The following is a 19426-nucleotide window of genomic DNA, read 5'->3' on the forward strand; positions in this document are numbered from 1 at the left end:
CCGTCGTCAAAGGTGATGTGAGCAGAAGTCAGCGGCACGCTGCCTTCACAATTGCTTCGCTGTCAAAGCGTTTTGTCGACAGGGTGTCCGAGTTGTCTCGGGTGGTGGCACATTGCTCTCCGGGTGACATTCCTCACACTGCGTGATCATGAAGTCTTCCTGTTCCGGATAGGTCGTGTGCCCCTAAGGTGCCGGAAGCCTGGGCTGGTGGGGTCGGCCCGATTCGAGCTTTGGTGATCTGTGGGGGAATCAGTTGTCTCGTCGTGTCCGCGTGTTCACACGTCCGCGCAGCCTGAAGGTGGCTGTCGCGGCCGCGCTGGCCGTCTGTATGTCGGTGGTGACGATCCCCTCGGTCGAGGCGGTCGCCCACGCGGCCACTCCGCCGAAGGTCTGGGTGCCGCCGAACACGCCGGTGCCGGAAACCCATCCGGTGAAGGGCACGAACGGCAAGGCTGCCGGTTACCACCCCGATCCCGGAAAGAAGTGGTCGCCACCGACCGATTCCAGTCCACCGTCCGGCAGGGCCACCGCGGTCCTCGGCGGCGCTGGCGCCAAGGCGGCGCCGGCGCCGACCGCATCCGACGCGGCACCGGCAGCCACGCCCTCGCAGCCGGTTCAGGCCGGCTCGTTGCCGGTCTGGATCGCCCCGGCCCCGGGTGGGAAATCGGCCGCTCGAACCGCACCGGCGACCCCGTCAGCCAAGGACGACTCCTCGGCCTTGCAGGTCGACCTGGCCGATCAGGGGAAAGCGAAGGCCGCCGGAGTGAACGGTGCCCTGGTCGCTCTCACCGACACCGGTGCGGGCAACCAGGCCGGTCGGGTCCAGGTCGGGATCGACGTCGAGCCCTGGGCGAAGAACGCCGGCGCCAACTGGGCCTCGAGGGCGAGGATCGTCCAGTTGCCCGGTTGCGCGCTGACGACGCCTGGCGCCGCAGGCTGCACGGCTCGCACCCCGGTGCCGTCCCACCGGGACGCTTCCACCGGCCGGCTGGTGGCCGAGGTCGACGTTCCGCAGCCGACCTCCGCCGCCGCCAAGTCCTTCACCTCGGGCGCCTTCGCGAGCCCGGCGGCCGCCGCCCCCACGGTGGCGCTCGCCGTCGAGGCCGACGCCAAGGGCAGCAGCGGTGACTTCACCGCTTCCCCGATCACCCCGTCCGCCTCCTGGCAGGCCGGCGCCAACGCAGGCAACTTCACCTACGGCTACACCGTCGAGCTGCCCTCCGCGCTGGCCGGACCCGCCCCCGACGTATCGCTCGGCTACGACTCCTCCGCCGTGGACGGCAAGACCGCCTCCACCAACGCCCAGCCGTCCTGGGTCGGCGAGGGCTGGGAGTGGCAGCCGGGCTCCATCGTCCGCGGCTACAAGGGCTGCAAGGACGCCGGCATCGACAAGTCGGGCGACCAGTGCTGGGGCGGCGACCTGCTCCAGCTCTCGCTCGCCGGCCACGCGGGCCAGCTCGTCAAGGACGACAAGTCCTGTGAGTGGCACCTGCAGGGCGAGGACGGCACCAAGGTCGAGCGGCTGACCGGCCAGAACAACGGTGCCTGGAACGGCGAGGCCTGGCGGATCACCACCGTCGACGGCACGCAGTTCTACTTCGGTGCCAACCACCTGCCCGGAGGCGACGGCACCGACCAGGCCGCCAACTCGGTCTCCACCCTCCCGGTCTACTGGCCCGGCGGCCAGGACCCGTGCCTGAAGAGCGGCTCCCCGGCCACCAACACCTGGAACCAGATGGGCTGGCAGTGGTCGCTGGACTACGTCGTCGACCCGCACCAGAACCTGATCACCTACCGGTACGAGCAGGAGCAGAACCGCTACGTCCAGGGCGGCGGCCAGAACAACGGCAACGGCCCCCGGACCCAGTACCAGCGCGCCAGCTACCCGACCTGGGTGGGCTACGGCCAGCGCCTGCCCGACCAGATCGCCGCCAAGGGCAAGGCCAACCCGGCCGCCCAGGTGTGGTTCCGTACCGCCGAACGGTGCCTGCCGGACAGTGCTTTCACCTGTGACCCGTCCCAGCGGACCAAGGCCAACGCCAAGCGCTGGCCGGACACCCCGGTCGACCAGAACTGCGACGCGACCGGCGACTGCACCGTCTACTCGCCGACCTTCTGGACCACCAAGCGCCTCACGAAGATCGACACCGAGGTGTGGGACGGCGCCACGTACCGCCCGGTCGACTCCTTAGCCCTCAACCAGTCGTTCCAGGACCCGGGTGACGGCACCTCGCCGTCACTGTGGCTGGACTCGGTCCAGCACACCGGCAGCAACAACCGCACGCCGATCACCCTGCCGGCGGTGTCCTTCCAGCCGCTTCAGATCGCCAACCGCGTCCAGGGCCAGATCGTCGCGCCGGACGGCACCTCGGCCTCGATCGAGCCGTACAATCGCCCGCGCATCCAGAAGATCACCACCGAGACCGGCGGCCTGATCAACGTCGTCTACCGGCCGGCAGAGTGCTCGCGCGAGGCCGGCGGGACGATGCCGGCGTCCGAGGACAGCAACACGATGGCCTGCATGCCGGTCAAGTGGTACCTGCCCGGGCAGAGCGCGCCGGATCCGGTGAACGACTGGTTCAACAAGATCATCGTGCAGTCCGTCACCCAGGAGGACTCGGTCGCCGGTGGCCAGCCCGCGGTCGTCACCAACTACGTGTACGGCGGCGGCGCGGCCTGGCACCGCAACGACTCCGAGATGGCCGACTCCAAGAGCCGGACCTGGGACCAGTTCCGCGGCTACGCGACGGTCACGACCCTCACCGGCAGCGGCAACGATGTCGAGGCGCCGCGCACCAAGTCGGTCGCCACGTTCCTGCGCGGCATGGACGGCGACGTCCTCGCCAACGGAACCACCCGCCAGGTGACCGTGACCGACGTCCACGGCGGCGCCATCAAGGACGAGAACGCCCTGGTCGGTTTCATCCGGGACTCCGCCAACTACAACGGCGAGAACGGCGAGCTCCTCTCCACCGTGGTCTCCGACCCGTGGATCGGCCCGGTCACGGCGACTCGCGGCCAGTCCGGCGGCATGCCGGCGATCACGGCCCGAGCCGTCAACGTCCTCAAGGTGACCAACCACGACAAGCTGGCCAACGGCTGGCGCACCCGCGAGCGTTCCACCTCGTACGACTCGACGCCGTTCGCCCGTCCGCTGACTGTCTACGACAACGGCGACCCGACCCACCCGGAGCAACTGCTCTGCACCTCGTTCGAGTACGCCGCCGGCCCCGGTGGCGCACCCACGCAGTTGGCCTCGCGCACGCTGGTCCTCAAGGGCGCCTGCGGCCAGACCGCGACCAAGGACAACACGGTCGCCGACACCCGGGCGTACTTCGACGGCCTGCCTCTCGGCCAGTCCGGCGCCAAGGCCGAGCAGACCTCGACCGAGGTCCTGGAGCGCTACGACACCAACGGCAAGCCGGTCTACCGGGCCACCGCCAGGGCGAGCTTCGACGCTTACGGTCGAGTCGTCAGCACCATCGACCCGACCCGCACCGACGCCACCCACCCGACCGGCGCCGAGACCAAGACCGCGTACTCCCCGGCCGCCGGCCAGCTGCCTACGGAGGTCACCCACACCAACCCGGTGGGTTGGCAGACCGTCAGCACCCTGGACGTCGGCCGCGGCTCACCGCTCAAGATCAAGGACGAGAACGGCCGGATCAGCGAGCAGGACTTCGACGCCCTCGGGCGCGCGCTGGCCAGCTGGAGTCCGGGCAACGACCGGGCCAAGAACCCGAACCGGCCGAACCGCAAGATCTCCTACTCGGTCAACGGCACCAACGCGCCCTCGCAGGTGCTCAGCCAGGCGTTGATGGGGGGCCTGAGGTACACCTCCAGCTTCACCATCTACGACGGCCTCGGCCGCGTCCGGCAGACCCAGGCCAGCACGCCCTCGGGCGCCATCGGCCGTATGGTCACCGACGCGCTGTTCGACTCGCACGGCTGGCAGACCAAGACCAGCGCCGCCTACTACAACGACGAGGCGCAGCCCAGCGGCCAGCTCTTCCTGCCCAACGGCGGCGTGGAGCCGGACAGCAAGATCCCCTCCCAGACCGTTCAGAAGCTCGACGGGATGGGCCGGGTCGTCGACTCGATCTTCCAGTCCTATGGCATCGAACAGTGGCGCACCCACACCGACTTCGTCGGTGCCGATGAGGTCCGCACCACTCCGCCGGCCGGTGGCTACGCCTCCGCGACCATCACCGATGCCCGCGGAAACACCATCGCCCTGCGCCAGTACAAGGACAACACCCCGACCGGTGCGTACGACGAGACCACCTACGGCTACACGCCGGACGGCAAGGAGGTCTGGCGCAAGGACGCGGCGGGCAACCAGTGGACGTACGAATACGACCTGCTCGGCCGCCCGGTGAAGACCACCGACCCGGATTCGGGCATCGGAACGACGTCGTACGACGACAGCAAGAACCTCGTCACAGCCACGGATTCGCGCGGCAAGAGCGCGACCAGCGTCACCGACCTCCTCGGCCGTACCGTCGCGGCCTACGAGGGCACGACGGTCGACCCGGCCAAGCAGGTCGCCGCCTGGACCTTCGACACCCTCGCCAAGGGCAAGCCGACCGCCTCGACCCGCTACGTGGGCGGGGCGAGCGGGGACGCGTACAAGTCGGAGGTCACGGGTTACGACATCGGGTACCGCGAGACCGGCGCGAGGACGACCATCCCGGCCGTCGAGGGCGGACTCGCCGGCGTCTACCAGACCGACAACACCTATGACGCGGGCGGCCGTCTGGAGACCTCGACCCTGCCGGACGTGGCCGGCATGGGTCGGGAGAGGCTCAGCTTCACCACCGACTCAGGCGGCCAATTCGTTGGCCTGGGCAGCGTCTTCGGGTACGACCCGTCTACGACCTACGTGGCCGATGTCCGCTACGACCCGTACGGTCGGCCGTACCGCACCACCGTGGGCGGCGCAGGCGCTCAGGTGGTCGCCACGCTGGACATCGACAACGCCACCGGCCGGGTCGCGCGCTCGATCCTGGACAAGCAGACCGCCGAGACCGCCCACGTCGACTCGGTCGACTACACCTACAATCCCCTCGGCCAGGTCACGTCGGCCCGCAACGCGCAGGACGGCGAGATCGCCGACCTGCAGTGCTTCACCCACGACTACCTCGGGCGCCTTACGCAGGCCTGGACCGACACCGGGACCCAGACCACCAGGCCCCAGCCCAGCGTCCCCGGCGTCGGTGCCTGCGCCAACACCGACGGACCGTCGATGGACGCCGACAAGCCGAGCGTCGGCGGACCGGCCCCGTACTGGCAGCAGTACGAGTACGACCTCGTCGGCAACCGCACCAAGCTGGTCCAGAAGGACGTCAACGGCGACACCACCAAGGACGTCACCACCACCCAGACCTTCGGCACCGGCCCCAACACCCCGTCCACCGACCCGAAGACGGGCGGCGGCACCGGCGGTCCGCACGCGCTGATGAAGTCCACCCAGACCGGCCCGGCCGGCACCGCGGTGACCTCCTACACCTACGACGCCACGGGCAACACCACCTCGATCACCGACACCCCGGGCACCAGGACACTGACCTGGAACGCCCAGGGCAAGCTCGACCAGATCACCGGTACCGGCCAGAGCGGCGCCACCAGCTACCTGTACGACCTGTCCGGCAACCAGCTGATCCGCCGTGACCCCGGCAAGGTCACCCTCAACCTGGGTGCCGACCAGATCACCTTGGACACCAACACCAAGGCCGTCACCGACGTCCGCTCCTACGCGGCGTCCACCGGCCTCTCCATCACCCGCACCACCACCAACGGCACCTCCACGCTCGCCTACCAGGGCGGGGACCCGCACGGCACCAACGGCGTCCAGTTCGACGCCGCGACGCTCACTCACGTCCGTCGCCCCACCGACCCCTTCGGCAACGAGCGCGGCACCCAGCCCGAGGCGGGTGTCTGGGCCGGTGACAAGGGCTTCGTCGGCGGCACCAAGGAGAAGTCAACCGGCTTCACCCTCCTCGGCGCCCGCGAGTACGACTCCACAACGGGCCGCTTCATCAGCCCCGACCCCATCACCGATCCCGGCGACCCCCAGCAGTGGAACGCGTATGCGTACGCCAACAACAGCCCGATCAACAAGTCCGACGCCAACGGCCTGAGGCCCACCTGCGACACCACGGCCGAGTGCGATGGCCTCGCGACTGAAAGGGACAACGGTCACGGCTACTCCTACATCACCCCGGCGGGCGGGAACTCCCCGACCCTGGCTTCGGTGCCGAAGAAGACGCCGGAGGAGCAGGATGCAGGGAACCGTAAGGATGCTGCCGACAAGGTCGTAAACGAGGCGAAGCACAAGCGCGACGAGCTCGTGCACAAGGTGATCGACGTCGTCGGCGATCTGATTGGCTTCAACGACGCCCGCGACTGCTTCACCAAGGGCGACGTGATGGCATGCGTCAACACCGCACTCAACGCGGTGCCCTGGGGCAAGATCTTCAAGGCCATCAAGGTCGGCATCCAGGCCCTCAAGATCTACAAGGAGATCAACAAGGCCTACGACGCAATCCGGGCCGGCGAACGCGTAGCCAAGGAAGCCGACGCCGCCTACATCACCGCCAAGACAGCCGCATCAGAGGCTCGTGCAGCTGAAGCAGCAGCAGCCAAGGCAGCGGAAGAAAAGGCAGCAAAAGAAACAGCAACCGACGCGGCAGGGACAGAGAGTAAGGCGGCGGCTCAGGAAGCCGACGACGCGGCCGGCTCCAGCTGCTCACTCGTCCGCAACAGCTTCCCGACCGGTACCAAGGTGCTGATGGGGGACGGCACTCTCAAGTCCATTGAGGACATCCACGAGGGCGATGTCGTCATGGCGACCGACCCCCAGACCGGCGAGACCCACCCCGAACCCGTCACCGCGACCATCACCACCCCCGACGACAAGGACTTCACCGACCTCACCCTCACCGACGACGCCAGCCCCCGCGGCCCGCCGACCGCCGACCAGGCGGAGATCACCTCCACCCACCACCACCCCTACTGGAGCGAGACCCGCCAGCAGTGGGTAGACGCCGGCGAACTCACCCCTGGCGAACACCTCCGCCAGCCCGACGGCACCACCCTCACCATCCAGTCCGTCCGCAATTACCCCTACGCCGTCACCACCCACAACCTCACCGTCAACCTGCTCCACACGTACTATGTGCTGGCAGGAGCCTCCCCGGTTCTCGTTCACAACTGCGGCGACGGGGACGGAACGGCGACGGTCAACTGGGATCCTGACATCGGGGCGCGAGGACATGCGACCATCTCGGTGAAACCGGATGGCGCCCGCCGCCCGCTTGAGACGGAGCAGGTGGTCGACGCCCCGCCGGGTACGGAGGATTTCACCGGCTACCCCACGTCGGCCCAGGTAGCCACCGAGCCGCTGGGACCGAACACTCAGCAGTTGACGTTCCGGGTTCCCAACGTCGGGGCTGCGGTCCGGAAGCAGCTCAAGTCGGTTGGCGCGGACCTGGGCGCGTACAGCTACGGAACCAACAGTTGCGCTACCTACTGCGTGGCCATTCTGAGAGCGGGTGGGGTCGACATACCTGCCGGTAGGGCCGGAGCTGCGAGACTCGCTCGGATGCTGAGGGAAATGGGGAACTGATGCTGGACGAGGAAGAGAACTGGAACGCCGTGCTGGCTGGAATTCTGGTGAGTCGGAGGATCGGTCCGAGGCACGTGAAGCTAGTGGGTGATCTCATTTCAGTCACCGCTCAGCTGGACATGGCCGCACAAGGCCGTCGGCCTGGTTGCGAGCTGGACAGCCTCATCGAGTACGACGAGATGATCGGTCCACTGGAAGACGCCTACCGGACCACCTGGCGGGCGGTGGAGGCCGCGTCCAGCAGGGAGCAGCGCAATTCGGAGCTCCAGAAGCTCGTGACTGCGCTGGCGGCGGCAGTGGAGGGCATCGCGGATTTCGCCCGTCAGCAGGGTGTCGCGGTGCAACTCTACGGTTTCGATGGCCCTCGGACGTAGGCCTGCGGGGTCCAGTTCAGCCCTGCGTACCGGACCCCACGTCCCAGCGGATGAGGCTGTTGCTGTTCGTTGTTCCGGACGAATTCCGGAGGTGAGAGGCCGGAGTTCTCGATCGATCCCCGGCCGACAGGGTCGCAGCTCGACGCAGGGGTCTTGGCCCTCGTGTCGCGCTGGGTGATCGAGGTGTCACCCGGGTAGGACTTGGGGAGTCCTGACCGGGCGTTGCCGAGACATCGCAGGAGCCGCGAGTGGCCGCTTACCACGACAGTGACGGAGCCGAGCAGGTGCCGGCGCAGGATGCTCCGCCGCCGCCTGCCGAACTGGTGGCGTTGGCGCAGGCGTACGGGGTGGATGCCCGGTATCCGGGGCCTGGCGGGCAGGGGGTGGGGGCGCGGACGCTGGTGGCGGTGCTCGCGGCGTTGGGGGTGGCGGCCGGGACGCCGGGGGAGGTGCGGAAGGCGCTGGAGCGTCACCGGGCGGAGCAGCAGGCGCGGTTGCTGCCGCCATGCGTGGTGGTCCGGCAGGGCCGGCGCACCGCCCTGGACGTGCCGGCGGACGCCCGGCTGCGGGTGGAGCTGGAGGGCGGGGGGAGTTGGGAGCTGCCGCGCGGGCACTCGCACTGGCTGCCCGCCGATCTGCCCCTCGGGCGGCACACGCTCAAGGTGGAGACTGGTGAAGGAAAGGCCCAGGCACGGCTGATCGTCGCCCCGCAGCAGGTCCCCCAACTCCCGGGCCGTAGCTGGGGTTTCCTCGCCCAGCTGTACTCCGTCCTGTCCGACCGTTCCTGGGGCATGGGTGACCTCGGCGATCTCGCCGAGTTGGCGCAGTGGGCGGGTGCGGACCTCGGTGCGGGCTTCGTGCAGATCAACCCGCTGCATCAGGGACTTCCCGGCGCCCCGTCCGATCCGTCCCCCTACCGCCCGTCCTCCCGCCGCTTCGCCGACCCGGTGCACCTGCGGATCGAGGCCGTCCCCGAGTACGCGTACCTGACTGCGGAGCAACGACAAAGGGCCGAGGAGCTGACCCGCCGGGCCGTCCGCCTGCGTGAGGAGGTCCTCGGGCACGACGGCCTGATCGACCGCGACGCCGTCTGGGCGCTCAAGCGCGAGGCCCTGGAGCTGCTGCACGAGGTGCCGCGTGGGCCCGGCCGGCAGGCCGCGTACGAGGCGTTCCGGCGTCGCGAGGACGAGTGGCTGCGCCGGCACGCGCTGTGGAGTGCCCTGGCCGAGGTGCACGGCGCGGACTGGCACCACTGGCCGAAGGGCCTGCGTCACCCGGACGGCCCACAGATCGAGCAGGTGGAGAAGGAACTCCAGGAGCGGGTGGAGTTCCACGGATGGCTCGCCTGGCAGGTCGACCAGCAGCTCGCCGACGCCCAGCGCGCCGCGCGCGAGGCCGGGATGCCGGTCGGCCTGATCCACGACCTCGCGGTCGGCGTGCACCCGGACGGCGCGGACGCCTGGGCGCTGCAGGACGTCCTCGCCGGGGGCATCTCGGTGGGCGCCCCGCCGGACGCCTTCAACGCGCACGGCCAGGACTGGGGCCTGCCGCCCTGGCGCCCGGACGCGCTCGCCGAGGCCGGCTACGCCCCGTACGCGGAGCTGCTGCGAGCGACGACACGGCACGCCGGGGCGCTGCGCATCGACCACGTCATGGGCTTCTTCCGCCTCTGGTGGGTACCGGCCGGGCACCCGCCCACCGAGGGCGCCTACGTCCGCTACGACGCGGAGGCGATGCTCGGGGTGCTGGCCCTGGAGGCGCACCGGGCCGGGACGGCGGTGATCGGCGAGGACCTGGGGACGGTCGAGCCGGGTGTACGGGAGGAGCTGGCGGCGCGCGGTGTGCTCGGCACCTCGGTCCTCTGGTTCGAGCGGGACTGGCAGGCCGGCGGCGGCATCCTGGCCCCGGAGCGCTGGCGGCCGGGCTGTCTGGCCACTCTCACCACCCATGACCTGCCGAGTACCGCGGCCCGGCTCTCCGGTGAGCACGTCGAGCTGCGTCACCGGCTGGGCCTGCTGGCCCGCCCGCTGGGGGAGGAACAGGAAGAGGCGGCCGGGGAGCTGGCGGACTGGCGGGCGGAACTGGCCGAGCTGGGGCTGATCACCCCGGGCGAGCCGCTGTCGATGCCCGTGCTGTACCGCTTCCTGCGGGCGACTCCGGCGGAGCTGGTCGGCGTCTGGCTGCCGGACCTGGTCGGGGACCCGCGCCCGCAGAACCTGCCGGGCACCTGGGACCAGTACCCGAACTGGCGCCTCCCGGTCGCGGACGCCGCGGGCGACCCGGTCACCCTCGACCGCCTCGCCACCACCCCCACGGCCCGCCTCCTCGCCCACCTCCTCGCCCCGCCCAGGCCCCACGACCCGTCCCGTTGACCGCCGGAGCCCGACGCCGGTCGGCCCCCACCCCACCAGGCCGACCCCGACGCGCGCCCTCCCATAAGCGGCGGGTAAGTTGGAAACGTGGACAAGAGGAACGCTTTGCGAGCCGGCGCGGTCTCCGCAACGGTCACGCTGATGATGCTGCTGTCGTCGCCCGCCATGGCCTTCACCAGGGATGACGGTGACGACCCCGGTTCCGGCCTGAGCGTCGGCCAGACCCTCGGCCTGTACGTGTTTCTCCCGATCGTCGCCTTCGTGGTCATCGCGGCGCTGGCCGGTCTGCCGTACGGCAAGGGCAAGAAGAAGTAACCACCGCGCCCGAAGGTCCACCAGGACCCGCACGGCCCGCGCGACCCGCACGACCCGCACGACCCCGAAGGGGCGCCGGACGATCCGTCCGGCGCCCCTTCGGCGGTTCCAGCCTCAGTCGAGAGGCGCAGAGCCGGTCAGCGGCTCCCGGCCGCCCGGTCCGCCGCCTGGGCCTTGAGCGCGCGCTCGACCCCGGCCCGCGACTCGACGACCTGGCGTCGCAGCGCCGGCGCCGGCTCGGCCGAGGCCAGCCAGGCGTCGGTGGTCTCCAGCGTCGCGGTCGTGACCTGCAGCGCCGGGTACAGCCCGACGATGATCTGCTGCGAGATCTCGTGGCTGCGGGTCTCCCAGATGCCCTTCACCGCCGCGAAGTACTTCTCCGCGTACGGCGCGAGCAGTTCGCGCTGGTCGGACTGCTGGAAGCCGGCGATGACGGCCTCCTGCACGTAGTTGGTCAGCGTGTCGGACTCCACCACCGACGCCCAGGCCTGCGCCTTGGCCTCGGCGGTCGGCCGGGCGGCGCGGCAGGTGGCCGCGTGCTCCTGGCCGGCCGCGGTGTTGTCGCGCTCCAGCTCGGCGGCGATGAGGGCCTCGTCCGCGCGGCCGGTGGCCGCGAGGCGGGTGAGCAGCGTCCAGCGCAGCTCGGTGTCGACCGCGAGGCCCTTGATCTCGACGGAGCCGTCCAGCAGCCCGGCGAGCAGCTCGAGCTGACCGTCCGTGCGGGCGACCGAGGCGAGGGCGCGGGCCCAGGCCAGCTGGTGGTCGCTGCCGGGCTCGGCGGCGCGCAGGTGTTCCTCGGCGGCGGCGGCCCAGCGGGAGAGGCCTTCCTCGCGCCAGTCCGGGTCGGTGTACCCGTCGAGGGCGAGCTTGACCTGGCGGTGCACGGACTGCACGACGCCGATGTCGGACTCGCGGCCGATGCCGGACAGCGCGAGCGCCAGGTAGTCGCGGGCGGCGAGTTCGCCGTCGCGGGTCATGTCCCAGGCGGAGGCCCAGCACAGCGCGCGGGGGAGCGAGTCGGTGAAGCCGCCGAGGTGCTCGGTGACGACGGCCAGCGAGTCCTCGTCGAGCCGGATCTTGGCGTACGAGAGGTCGTCGTCGTTCAGCAGGACGACGGCCGGGCGGTGACGCCCGACCAGCTCGGGCACCTCGGTGCGCGGGCCGTCGACGTCCAGCTCGATCCGGTCGGTGCGCACCAGCGCGTCGCCGTTCAGCTCGTACAGGCCGACCGCGATGCGGTGCGGCCGCAGCACGGCCTCGCCCTTGGCGCCGGCGGGCAGCGCGGGGGCTTCCTGCAGCACGGCGAAGGACTCGATCTCGCCGTCGGTGTTCAGCGTGATGGCGGGGCGCAGCACGTTGATGCCGGCGGTCTCCAGCCAGGAGTTGGACCAGGCCTTGAGGTCGCGGCCGCTGGCCTCCTCGAGGGCGCCGAGCAGGTCGCTGAGCCGGGTGTTGCCCCAGGCGTGGCGCTTGAAGTAGGCCTGCACGCCCTGGAAGAAGGCGTCCTGGCCGACGTAGGCCACCAGCTGCTTGAGCACCGAGGCGCCCTTGGCGTAGGTGATGCCGTCGAAGTTGACCTGGACGTCCTCCAGGTCGTTGATGTCGGCCATGATCGGGTGGGTGGACGGCAGCTGGTCCTGCCGGTAGGCCCAGGTCTTCATCTGGTTGGCGAAGGTGGTCCAGGAGTTCGGCCACTTGGAGCCGGGGGCCTCGGCCTGGCAGACGGCCTCGGCGAAGGTGGCGAAGGACTCGTTCAGCCAGAGGTCGTTCCACCACTCCATGGTGACGAGGTTGCCGAACCACATGTGGGCGAGCTCGTGCAGGATCGTCGCGGCGCGGGACTCGTACGCGGCGTCGGTGACCTTGGAGCGGAACACGTACTGGTCGCGGAGGGTGACGGCGCCCGCGTTCTCCATCGCGCCGGCGTTGAACTCCGGGACGAACAGCTGGTCGTACTTCGCGAACGGGTACGGGAAGTCGAACTTCTCCTGGAAGTAGTCGAAGCCCTGCTTGGTGACCTCGAAGATGGCCTCCGGGTCGAGGAACTCGCGCAGCGAGGGCCGGCAGTAGATGCCCAGCGGCACCTTCTGCTCACCGTTCTCGTAGCTGTCGAAGACGCCGACGTACGGGCCGGCGACCAGTGCGGTGATGTAGCTGGAGATCCGGCCGGTGGGCTCGAACGTCCAGACCTGGGTGTCGCCGTCGCCGACCGGGGTCGGGGTCGGCGAGTTGGAGACCACGACCCAGCCCTTGGGAGCGGTCACGGTGAACGCGAACGTGGCCTTCAGGTCGGGCTGTTCGAAGGTGGCGAAGACCCGGCGGGCGTCCGGCACCTCGAACTGGGTGTACAGGTAGGTCTCGCCGTCGACCGGGTCGACGAACCGGTGCAGGCCCTCACCGGTGTTGGTGTACGCGCAGTCGGCGACGATCCGCAGCTCGTTCTCGGCGGCCAGGTTCGGCAGCGGGATGCGGCTGTCGGCGAAGCTCGCCGGGTCGAGCGAGACGCCGTTGAGGGTGATCTCCTCGACGCTCGGGGCGACGAGGTCGATGAAGGTGTCCGCGCCGGGCGTGGTGGCGGTGAACCGGACCACGGTGGTGGACCGGAAGGTGCCACCGTCGCGGGCCGAGCCCAGGTCGAGCTCGATGTCGTACGCGTCCACGCGGAGCAGATCGGCCCGGGTGCGGGCCTCGTCGCGGGTCAGGTTTGTGCCGGGCACTCGCTGCACTCCTTTGTCAGGCTGATGGTCCGAATCCTCGCATGTCCAACGCATCGGACCGCCGAAAATTCACGGGCGGGACGGGCCCGGGCTGTTCGCCCGTGCCCGCCCCGCCCGTGTGCGGTCGCGGCCTCATCGGTCACTACGTCATCGGCCGCGCCCGCGTCGGCCACGTCCGCGTCCGTCGCGCCCGCGTGGGCCGCGACGAGGGGTCATGCCCCCGGCGTCACTTCTTCCACTTGGTCAGCGGACCGTCGGTGGCGCTGTAGCGACGGAAGGCGTACACCGCGCTGCCGTCGTCCGAGATGAGGTACTCGGAGGTGCTGGTGCCGATGTCCAGGCCGTTCGGCATCGCGATGGTGCCGATGTCGGTCATCGAGCCGTCGGTCGGGGAGAGCGTCACCAGGCGGGCCGGCTTGTCGTAGCCCTGCTCGACGACGGCGCGGACCTTGCCGTCCTTGTCGGTGCCGGAGACCAGGCGCATGTCGTTGCTGGCCGAGGTGGCGGCGGCCGCCCACAGGCGCTTGCCGGTGTTCAGGTCGTAGGCGTTGATGCCCGGCTTGGTTCCGCTGACCTGGACGTACAGCGTGGAACCGCTGACCACGTTCCGGGTGAGGGCCTCGCCCTGGCCGGACAGGCGCAGGCTGTCCGAGCCGGGCTCCTTGACGGACATCTGGTTGCCCGGCTTGTTGTCCTTGTCGAACGGCAGGATGTAGTCGCCCTGCGGGCCGCTGGACATCAGCAGGACGAGCGGCTTGTCCTGGACGACCTGGTCGACCTCTTCGATGCTGCCGGTCAGGGTGATCGGCGTGCTGGCCGCCTTGCCCGTCTCGGCGTTCACGATGACGAGCTGGGACTTCGGGCCGCTGCCGCCGTAGCAGCGGTCGCTGACCGCGATCTGGGCGCCGGCCGCCCGGCCGTGCAGGCTGCAGTCCTTGTCGCGCGGCTGGAACTGCCAGGCCGCCAGGCCGTTGGCGATGTTCAGGGCGCCGACCGTGCTGCCGCCGATGGCGACGACGTTGTCGGTGACGCTCAGGGTCGGCGAGGACATCCGGTCGGCCGAGGCCTTGACGCTCCAGAGCAGCTTGCCCTGGTTGAGGTCGACGGCGCCGATGGTGGAGCAGTCGCTGTCACCGGTGTTGAAGGCGATGGCGGCGATGCCCTTGGAGTTGGCCCCGTACGAGGCGGTGCAGATCTCCTTGCTGCCGGCCGGGACGGGGATGGTCCAGGCCTCCTTGCCGTCCGTCAGGTTGTAGGCCTTGACGCCGCTGCTGTCGACGCGGATGGCGAGCTTGTCGGTGCCCCAGACGCCGAGCATCTGGTTCGAGCTGTCCGTGTTGGCGCCCTTGGGGGCGCTCCAGGCGACGTTGAAGGTGGCGCCCTTGACGACGGGACCGGGGCTGGTGCCACCGGAGCCGCCGTCGGTGGTGCCGCCGTCGGCGACGGGGCCCGGGTTCGGGCCCGGCGTGGGGGTGGGGTCGTCCTTGAGCAGGACGACCAGGGCGGCCACGATCGCGATCGCCAGCACACCGCCGATGATCCCGCCCCACAGCATCACGGGGTTGCGCTGCTTGGGCGCGGTGGGAGCGGCGGGAGCGCCGGGGTAGGTGTACCCGGGCTGCTGCTGCGGGAAGGCGTAGCCGCCGGTGGTGTAGCCCTGCCCGCCGTCCTGGCCGTACGGGGCACCGGCCACCGGGTCGTACGGACCGACCGGCGGGTCGTACGGACCGACCGGCGCACCGGCCGGCGGCGGGGCCTGCGCGGGGAAGCCGCCGGCCGCGGTCGGCGCGTACGCCGCGTAGTCGGCGCCACCGACGGGCGGCTGCGCGGGCGGTGCCGGCGGCTGTGCGGGCGGCGGCCCGGCGGGCGCGGCCGGGCCCGGGATGGCCGAGCCGTCGAGCTGAGTCATCTGGTCCGCGACGGCGGCCGGATCGACGCCACCGCCTGGCGGCCGTCCGAACGAGACGCCCCGGTTGTCCTGCGGACCGTTGCCGGGCGTTTCGCCTGCCCCCGGCGTAGGGTGATCCCCTGCCATCTGATTCCCCGTCATGTCTGGAAGCGTCCCCGCGCCGGTACCGTTCCCGGTTCCGGTGGGACGGGTGAGAATTGGGCACCATGCTAGTGGTGTGTGGTTTTCGGCCGCCGCCAGGACCGCCGAACCCCGTCCTCGCAGGTCCCGGCCGTGCAACACCTTCACCCCCCGATCACCCGGCCCCCACCCCCGACACCGCGGCGTGACCCCGGGCCCCTCCCCCCACGGCCCGGCCCCCCCCACACCCCGGCACCACCCGGCCGAACGCCCGGCGCCCCACCCCACTCCCCGCCCCCACCCGGCCGAACGTCCGTCCCCACCCCGCCCCCACCCGGCTCCCCGGGCTGTCACTTCCCGCACCCGACCGTCCCCGTCGACACCCCCACCCCCGCCCCTGGGCCGTACCCTTCAGGAGTTGAAGGGGACACCCGGCGGAGGGTTCCCCGCCCTGGGAGGGTGGATCATGTCGACGGACACACCGGGCTCGCAGTCATCCCTGCACCGGGCGAACCTGGAGCGGGTGCTGCGCGCGGTGCGGATGGCCGGCTCGCTGACCCAGGCCGAGATCGCCCGCAGCACCGGCCTCTCCGCGGCCACCGTGTCCAACATCGTGCGGGAACTGAAGGCGAGCGGCACCGTCGTGGTCGCCGACACCTCCTCCGGCGGCCGCCGGGCCCGCAGTGTCTCGCTCAGCGGCGACGCCGGCATCGTGGTCGGCATCGACTTCGGCCACACCCACCTGCGGGTCGCGGTCGGCAACCTGGCGCACCGGGTGCTGGCCGAGGAGAGCGCCCCGATCGACGTGGACGTCTCCGCCCAGCAGGGCTTCGACCGGGCCGAGGCGATGGTCGAGCGGCTGCTGGCGCAGGCCGGGTTCCGTCCGGACAAGGTGATCGGTGTCGGCCTCGGCGTGCCCGGCCCGATCGACGTGGAGACCGGCGCGCTCGGCTCCACCGCGATCCTGCCCGGCTGGACGGGCATCGCCCCCGGCCGGGAGCTGGGCGAGCGGCTCGGCATGCCGGTGCACGTGGACAACGACGCCAACCTCGGTGCGCTCGGCGAGCTGGTCTGGGGGGCCGGCCGCGGGCTGAGCGACCTCGCCTACATCAAGATCGCCAGCGGTGTCGGCGCCGGCCTGGTGGTGAACGGCCAGATCTACCGCGGCCCGGGCGGTACGGCGGGTGAGATCGGGCACATCACCCTGGACGAGGCCGGGCCGGTCTGCCGCTGCGGCAACCGGGGCTGCCTGGAGACCTTCGTCGGCTCCCGCTACCTGCTCTCCCTGCTCGCCTCCACCCTCGGCCCGGACCTCTCGCTCCCCCGGGTGGTCGAGCTGGCCCACCAGGGCGACCTCGGCTGCCGCCGGGTGATCGCCGACGCCGGCCGGCAGATCGGTACCGGCGTCGCGACCCTGTGCAACCTGCTCAACCCGCGCCGGGTGATCCTCGGCGGCGACCTCGCCGAGGCCGGTGAGCTGGTGCTCGCCCCGATCCGGGACTCGGTGGCCCGCTACGCCATCCCCAGCGCCGCCCGGCAGCTGTCGGTGGTCCCCGGCACCCTCGGCGGCCGGGCCGAGGTGCTTGGCGCGCTGGCGCTGGTGATGAGCGAGATGGGCGAGTCCGGAGCCCTGGGCCGCGCCTAGCGCTGCCGGTCACCGCCCCGAAACCGACCTGAAGGCGGACCCGAAGGCGACCGCCCCGAAACCGACCCGAAGGCGACCGACATAAAGGCGATCGAACGCCTGTCCGTCAATGCGGCGTGACCCGCACCCCCCGGCCGACCTCCCGGAATGGCGATAACCGAACGGTGGCACCGGGCGCGCCGCTCGGTGTCCGGCAAGCGGACATTAGACTCGACCGGTCGGTACCGGCCGCGACCGCCGGCCTGCCGCCGGACCGGGCAGCGACGCCCGTCGGACCGCCCGCGGTCCGCGAACACTGAACGAGGAGGAACGGGTGGCCCTGCTGACCCGCATTCGGGGACCGCGCGATCTCGACCGGCTCACGCCCGGACAGCTGGCCGCACTGGCCCAGGAGATCCGGACCTTCCTGGTGACCGAGGTCTCCAAGACGGGCGGACACCTCGGGCCCAACCTCGGCGTGGTGGAGCTCACCATCGCGCTGCACCGGGTCTTCGACTCGCCGCGCGACCGCATCCTCTTCGACACCGGCCACCAGAGCTACGTGCACAAGCTGCTCACCGGCCGCCAGGACTTCTCCCGGCTGAAGATGAGCGGCGGCCTGTCCGGCTACCCCTCGCGCGCCGAGTCCGAGCACGACGTGATCGAGAACTCGCACGCCTCCACGGTCCTCTCGTACGCCGACGGCCTGGCCAAGGCCAACAAGATCCAGGGCAAGGCGGACCCGGTCGTCGCCGTCATCGGTGACGGCGCGCTCACCGGCGGCATGGCCTGGGAGGCGCTCAACAACATCGCCGACGCCAAGGACCTGCCGGTCGTCATCGTCGTCAACGACAACGAGCGCTCGTACTCGCCGACCATCGGCGGCCTCGCCAACCACCTCGCCACGCTGCGCACCACCCAGGGCTACGAGCGCTTCCTCTCCTGGGGCAAGGACGCCCTGCAGCGCACCCCGGTGGTCGGCCAGCAGCTCTTCGAGACGCTGCACGGCGCCAAGAAGGGCCTCAAGGACTTCATCGCCCCGCAGGGCATGTTCGAGGACCTCGGCCTCAAGTACATCGGCCCGATCGACGGCCACGACCTGACCGCCCTGGAGTCCGCGCTGACCAAGGCGCGCGGCTTCGGCGGCCCGGTCATCGTGCACTGCCTCACCGAGAAGGGCCGCGGCTACCACGCCGCCGAGAACAACGACGAGGACCGCTTCCACGCCGTCGGCGTGATCCACCCGGACACCGGCCTGCCGGTCAAGAACTCGGGCAAGGACTGGACCTCGGTCTTCGGCGAGGAGATGGTCGCGCTCGGCCACGAGCGCGAGGACATCGTCGGCATCACCGCCGCCATGCTGCACCCGGTGGGCCTGGCCCCGTTCGCGGAGGCCTTCCCGGACCGGACCTTCGACGTCGGCATCGCCGAGCAGCACGCCGTGACGAGCGCGGCCGGCCTGGCCACCAACGGGCTGCACCCGGTCTTCGCGGTCTACGCGACCTTCCTGAACCGGGCCTTCGACCAGGTCCTGATGGACGTCGCCCTGCACAAGCTGGGCGTCACCTTCGTGCTGGACCGGGCCGGGGTCACCGGCACCGACGGCGCCTCGCACAACGGCATGTGGGACATGTCGATCCTGCAGGTCATCCCGACCCTGCGGATGGCAGCCCCGCGCGACGCCGACCAGCTGCGCGCCCAGCTGCGCGAGGCCGTCGAGGTCAAGGACGCCCCGACGGTCGTCCGGTACTCCAAGGGCACGGTCGGTGCGCCCGTCGCCGCGGTCGGCCGGATCGGCGGCATGGACGTGCTGCGCGCCGCCGAGGAGCCCTCGGGCACCCACCGCGCCGACGTGCTGATCGTCTCGGTCGGCGCGATGGCCCCCACCAGCCTGGAGGTCGCCGACCTGCTGGCCGCCCAGGGCGTCACCGCCACCGTGGTGGACCCGCGCTGGGTCAAGCCGGTGGACCGGGCCCTGCCGGGCCTGGCCGCCGAGCACCGGGTGGTCGTCACAATCGAGGACAACGGCCGGGTCGGCGGCGTCGGCGCCGCCGTGTCGCAGGCGCTGCGGGACGCGGACGTGGATCTGCCGGTGCGCGACTTCGGCATTCCGCAGGAGTTCCTGGACCACGCGAGCCGGAACGAGATCCTGGCCGAGATCGGCCTGAATGCCCCGGACATCGCCCGCAAGGTGACGGCCCTGGTCGCCAGCCTGGACGCGGCGCCGGTCGACGCCTGACCGGAGGTCGTCACAAGGAACGACCGCCTGATTCCGACAGGTGATGGGCCGTTCCGGCGACGACCGTTCGTCCTAACTCTGTAACAGTTCGTCACGGAACAAGCTGACAATCGTACTGAAAGGCGGGAC

General features: G+C 70.8%; 9 protein-coding genes. 6 read left to right on the forward strand and 3 right to left on the reverse strand.

Annotation, left to right across the window (positions count from 1 at the left end):
- Positions 1-249: 249 nt before the first annotated feature.
- On the reverse strand, positions 250-441 hold the full coding sequence (locus ACZ51D_RS16015; RefSeq protein WP_465662598.1) for a hypothetical protein: 192 nt from the start codon (positions 439-441) through the stop codon (positions 250-252).
- A gap of 277 nt (positions 442-718) precedes the next feature.
- Between ACZ51D_RS16015 and ACZ51D_RS16020 the strand changes: the two genes are divergently transcribed.
- The 4 genes from ACZ51D_RS16020 to ACZ51D_RS16035 all read left to right on the forward strand — a co-directional run bounded on the left by ACZ51D_RS16020 (position 719) and on the right by ACZ51D_RS16035 (position 10688).
- A complete protein-coding gene (locus ACZ51D_RS16020) occupies positions 719-7627 on the forward strand; it encodes a polymorphic toxin-type HINT domain-containing protein (protein WP_465662599.1) in 6909 nt (2302 codons plus the stop codon).
- Complete coding sequence (locus ACZ51D_RS16025; RefSeq protein WP_465623098.1) at positions 7627-8001, forward strand: hypothetical protein; 375 nt, start codon at positions 7627-7629, stop codon at positions 7999-8001. The genes ACZ51D_RS16020 and ACZ51D_RS16025 overlap by 1 nt, the downstream gene beginning before the upstream one ends.
- A 284-nt stretch (positions 8002-8285) precedes the next feature.
- On the forward strand, positions 8286-10373 hold the full coding sequence (gene malQ, locus ACZ51D_RS16030) for a 4-alpha-glucanotransferase (protein ID WP_465662685.1): 2088 nt from the start codon (positions 8286-8288) through the stop codon (positions 10371-10373).
- A gap of 87 nt (positions 10374-10460) precedes the next feature.
- On the forward strand, positions 10461-10688 hold the full coding sequence (locus ACZ51D_RS16035; RefSeq protein WP_380653591.1) for a hypothetical protein: 228 nt from the start codon (positions 10461-10463) through the stop codon (positions 10686-10688).
- 137 nt (positions 10689-10825) lie between these two features.
- On the opposite strand, the gene pepN is transcribed toward ACZ51D_RS16035, so the two are convergent.
- Both pepN and ACZ51D_RS16045 read right to left on the reverse strand, forming a co-directional pair.
- Positions 10826-13405, reverse strand: a complete 2580-nt coding sequence (pepN, locus tag ACZ51D_RS16040) for an aminopeptidase N (RefSeq protein ID WP_465662600.1) — start codon at positions 13403-13405, stop codon at positions 10826-10828.
- A gap of 226 nt (positions 13406-13631) precedes the next feature.
- Positions 13632-15314, reverse strand: a complete 1683-nt coding sequence (locus tag ACZ51D_RS16045) for an outer membrane protein assembly factor BamB family protein (RefSeq protein WP_465623103.1) — start codon at positions 15312-15314, stop codon at positions 13632-13634.
- Between the two features lie 586 nt (positions 15315-15900).
- Between ACZ51D_RS16045 and ACZ51D_RS16050 the strand changes: the two genes are divergently transcribed.
- Positions 15901-17079 carry an ROK family transcriptional regulator gene (locus ACZ51D_RS16050; protein WP_360506180.1) on the forward strand — a complete coding sequence of 393 codons (1179 nt, stop codon included), beginning with the start codon at positions 15901-15903 and terminating at the stop codon, positions 17077-17079.
- A 313-nt stretch (positions 17080-17392) separates the two neighbouring features.
- Entirely contained in the window at positions 17393-19297 is a 1905-nt protein-coding gene (gene dxs, locus ACZ51D_RS16055; protein ID WP_360506177.1) for a 1-deoxy-D-xylulose-5-phosphate synthase, read from the forward strand.
- Positions 19298-19426 lie beyond the last annotated feature (129 nt).

This window comes from Kitasatospora sp. NPDC033851, assembly GCF_055576085.1.

Excerpts from the sequence above, each read along its gene's own strand:
- ACZ51D_RS16025 (WP_465623098.1), top strand. The coding sequence starts at position 7,627 with ATGCTGGACGAGGAAGAGAACTGGAACGCCGTGCTGGCTGGAATTCTG.
- ACZ51D_RS16045 (WP_465623103.1), bottom strand. The coding sequence starts at position 15,314 with ATGACTCAGCTCGACGGCTCGGCCATCCCGGGCCCGGCCGCGCCCGCC.
- ACZ51D_RS16050 (WP_360506180.1), top strand. The coding sequence starts at position 15,901 with ATGTCGACGGACACACCGGGCTCGCAGTCATCCCTGCACCGGGCGAAC.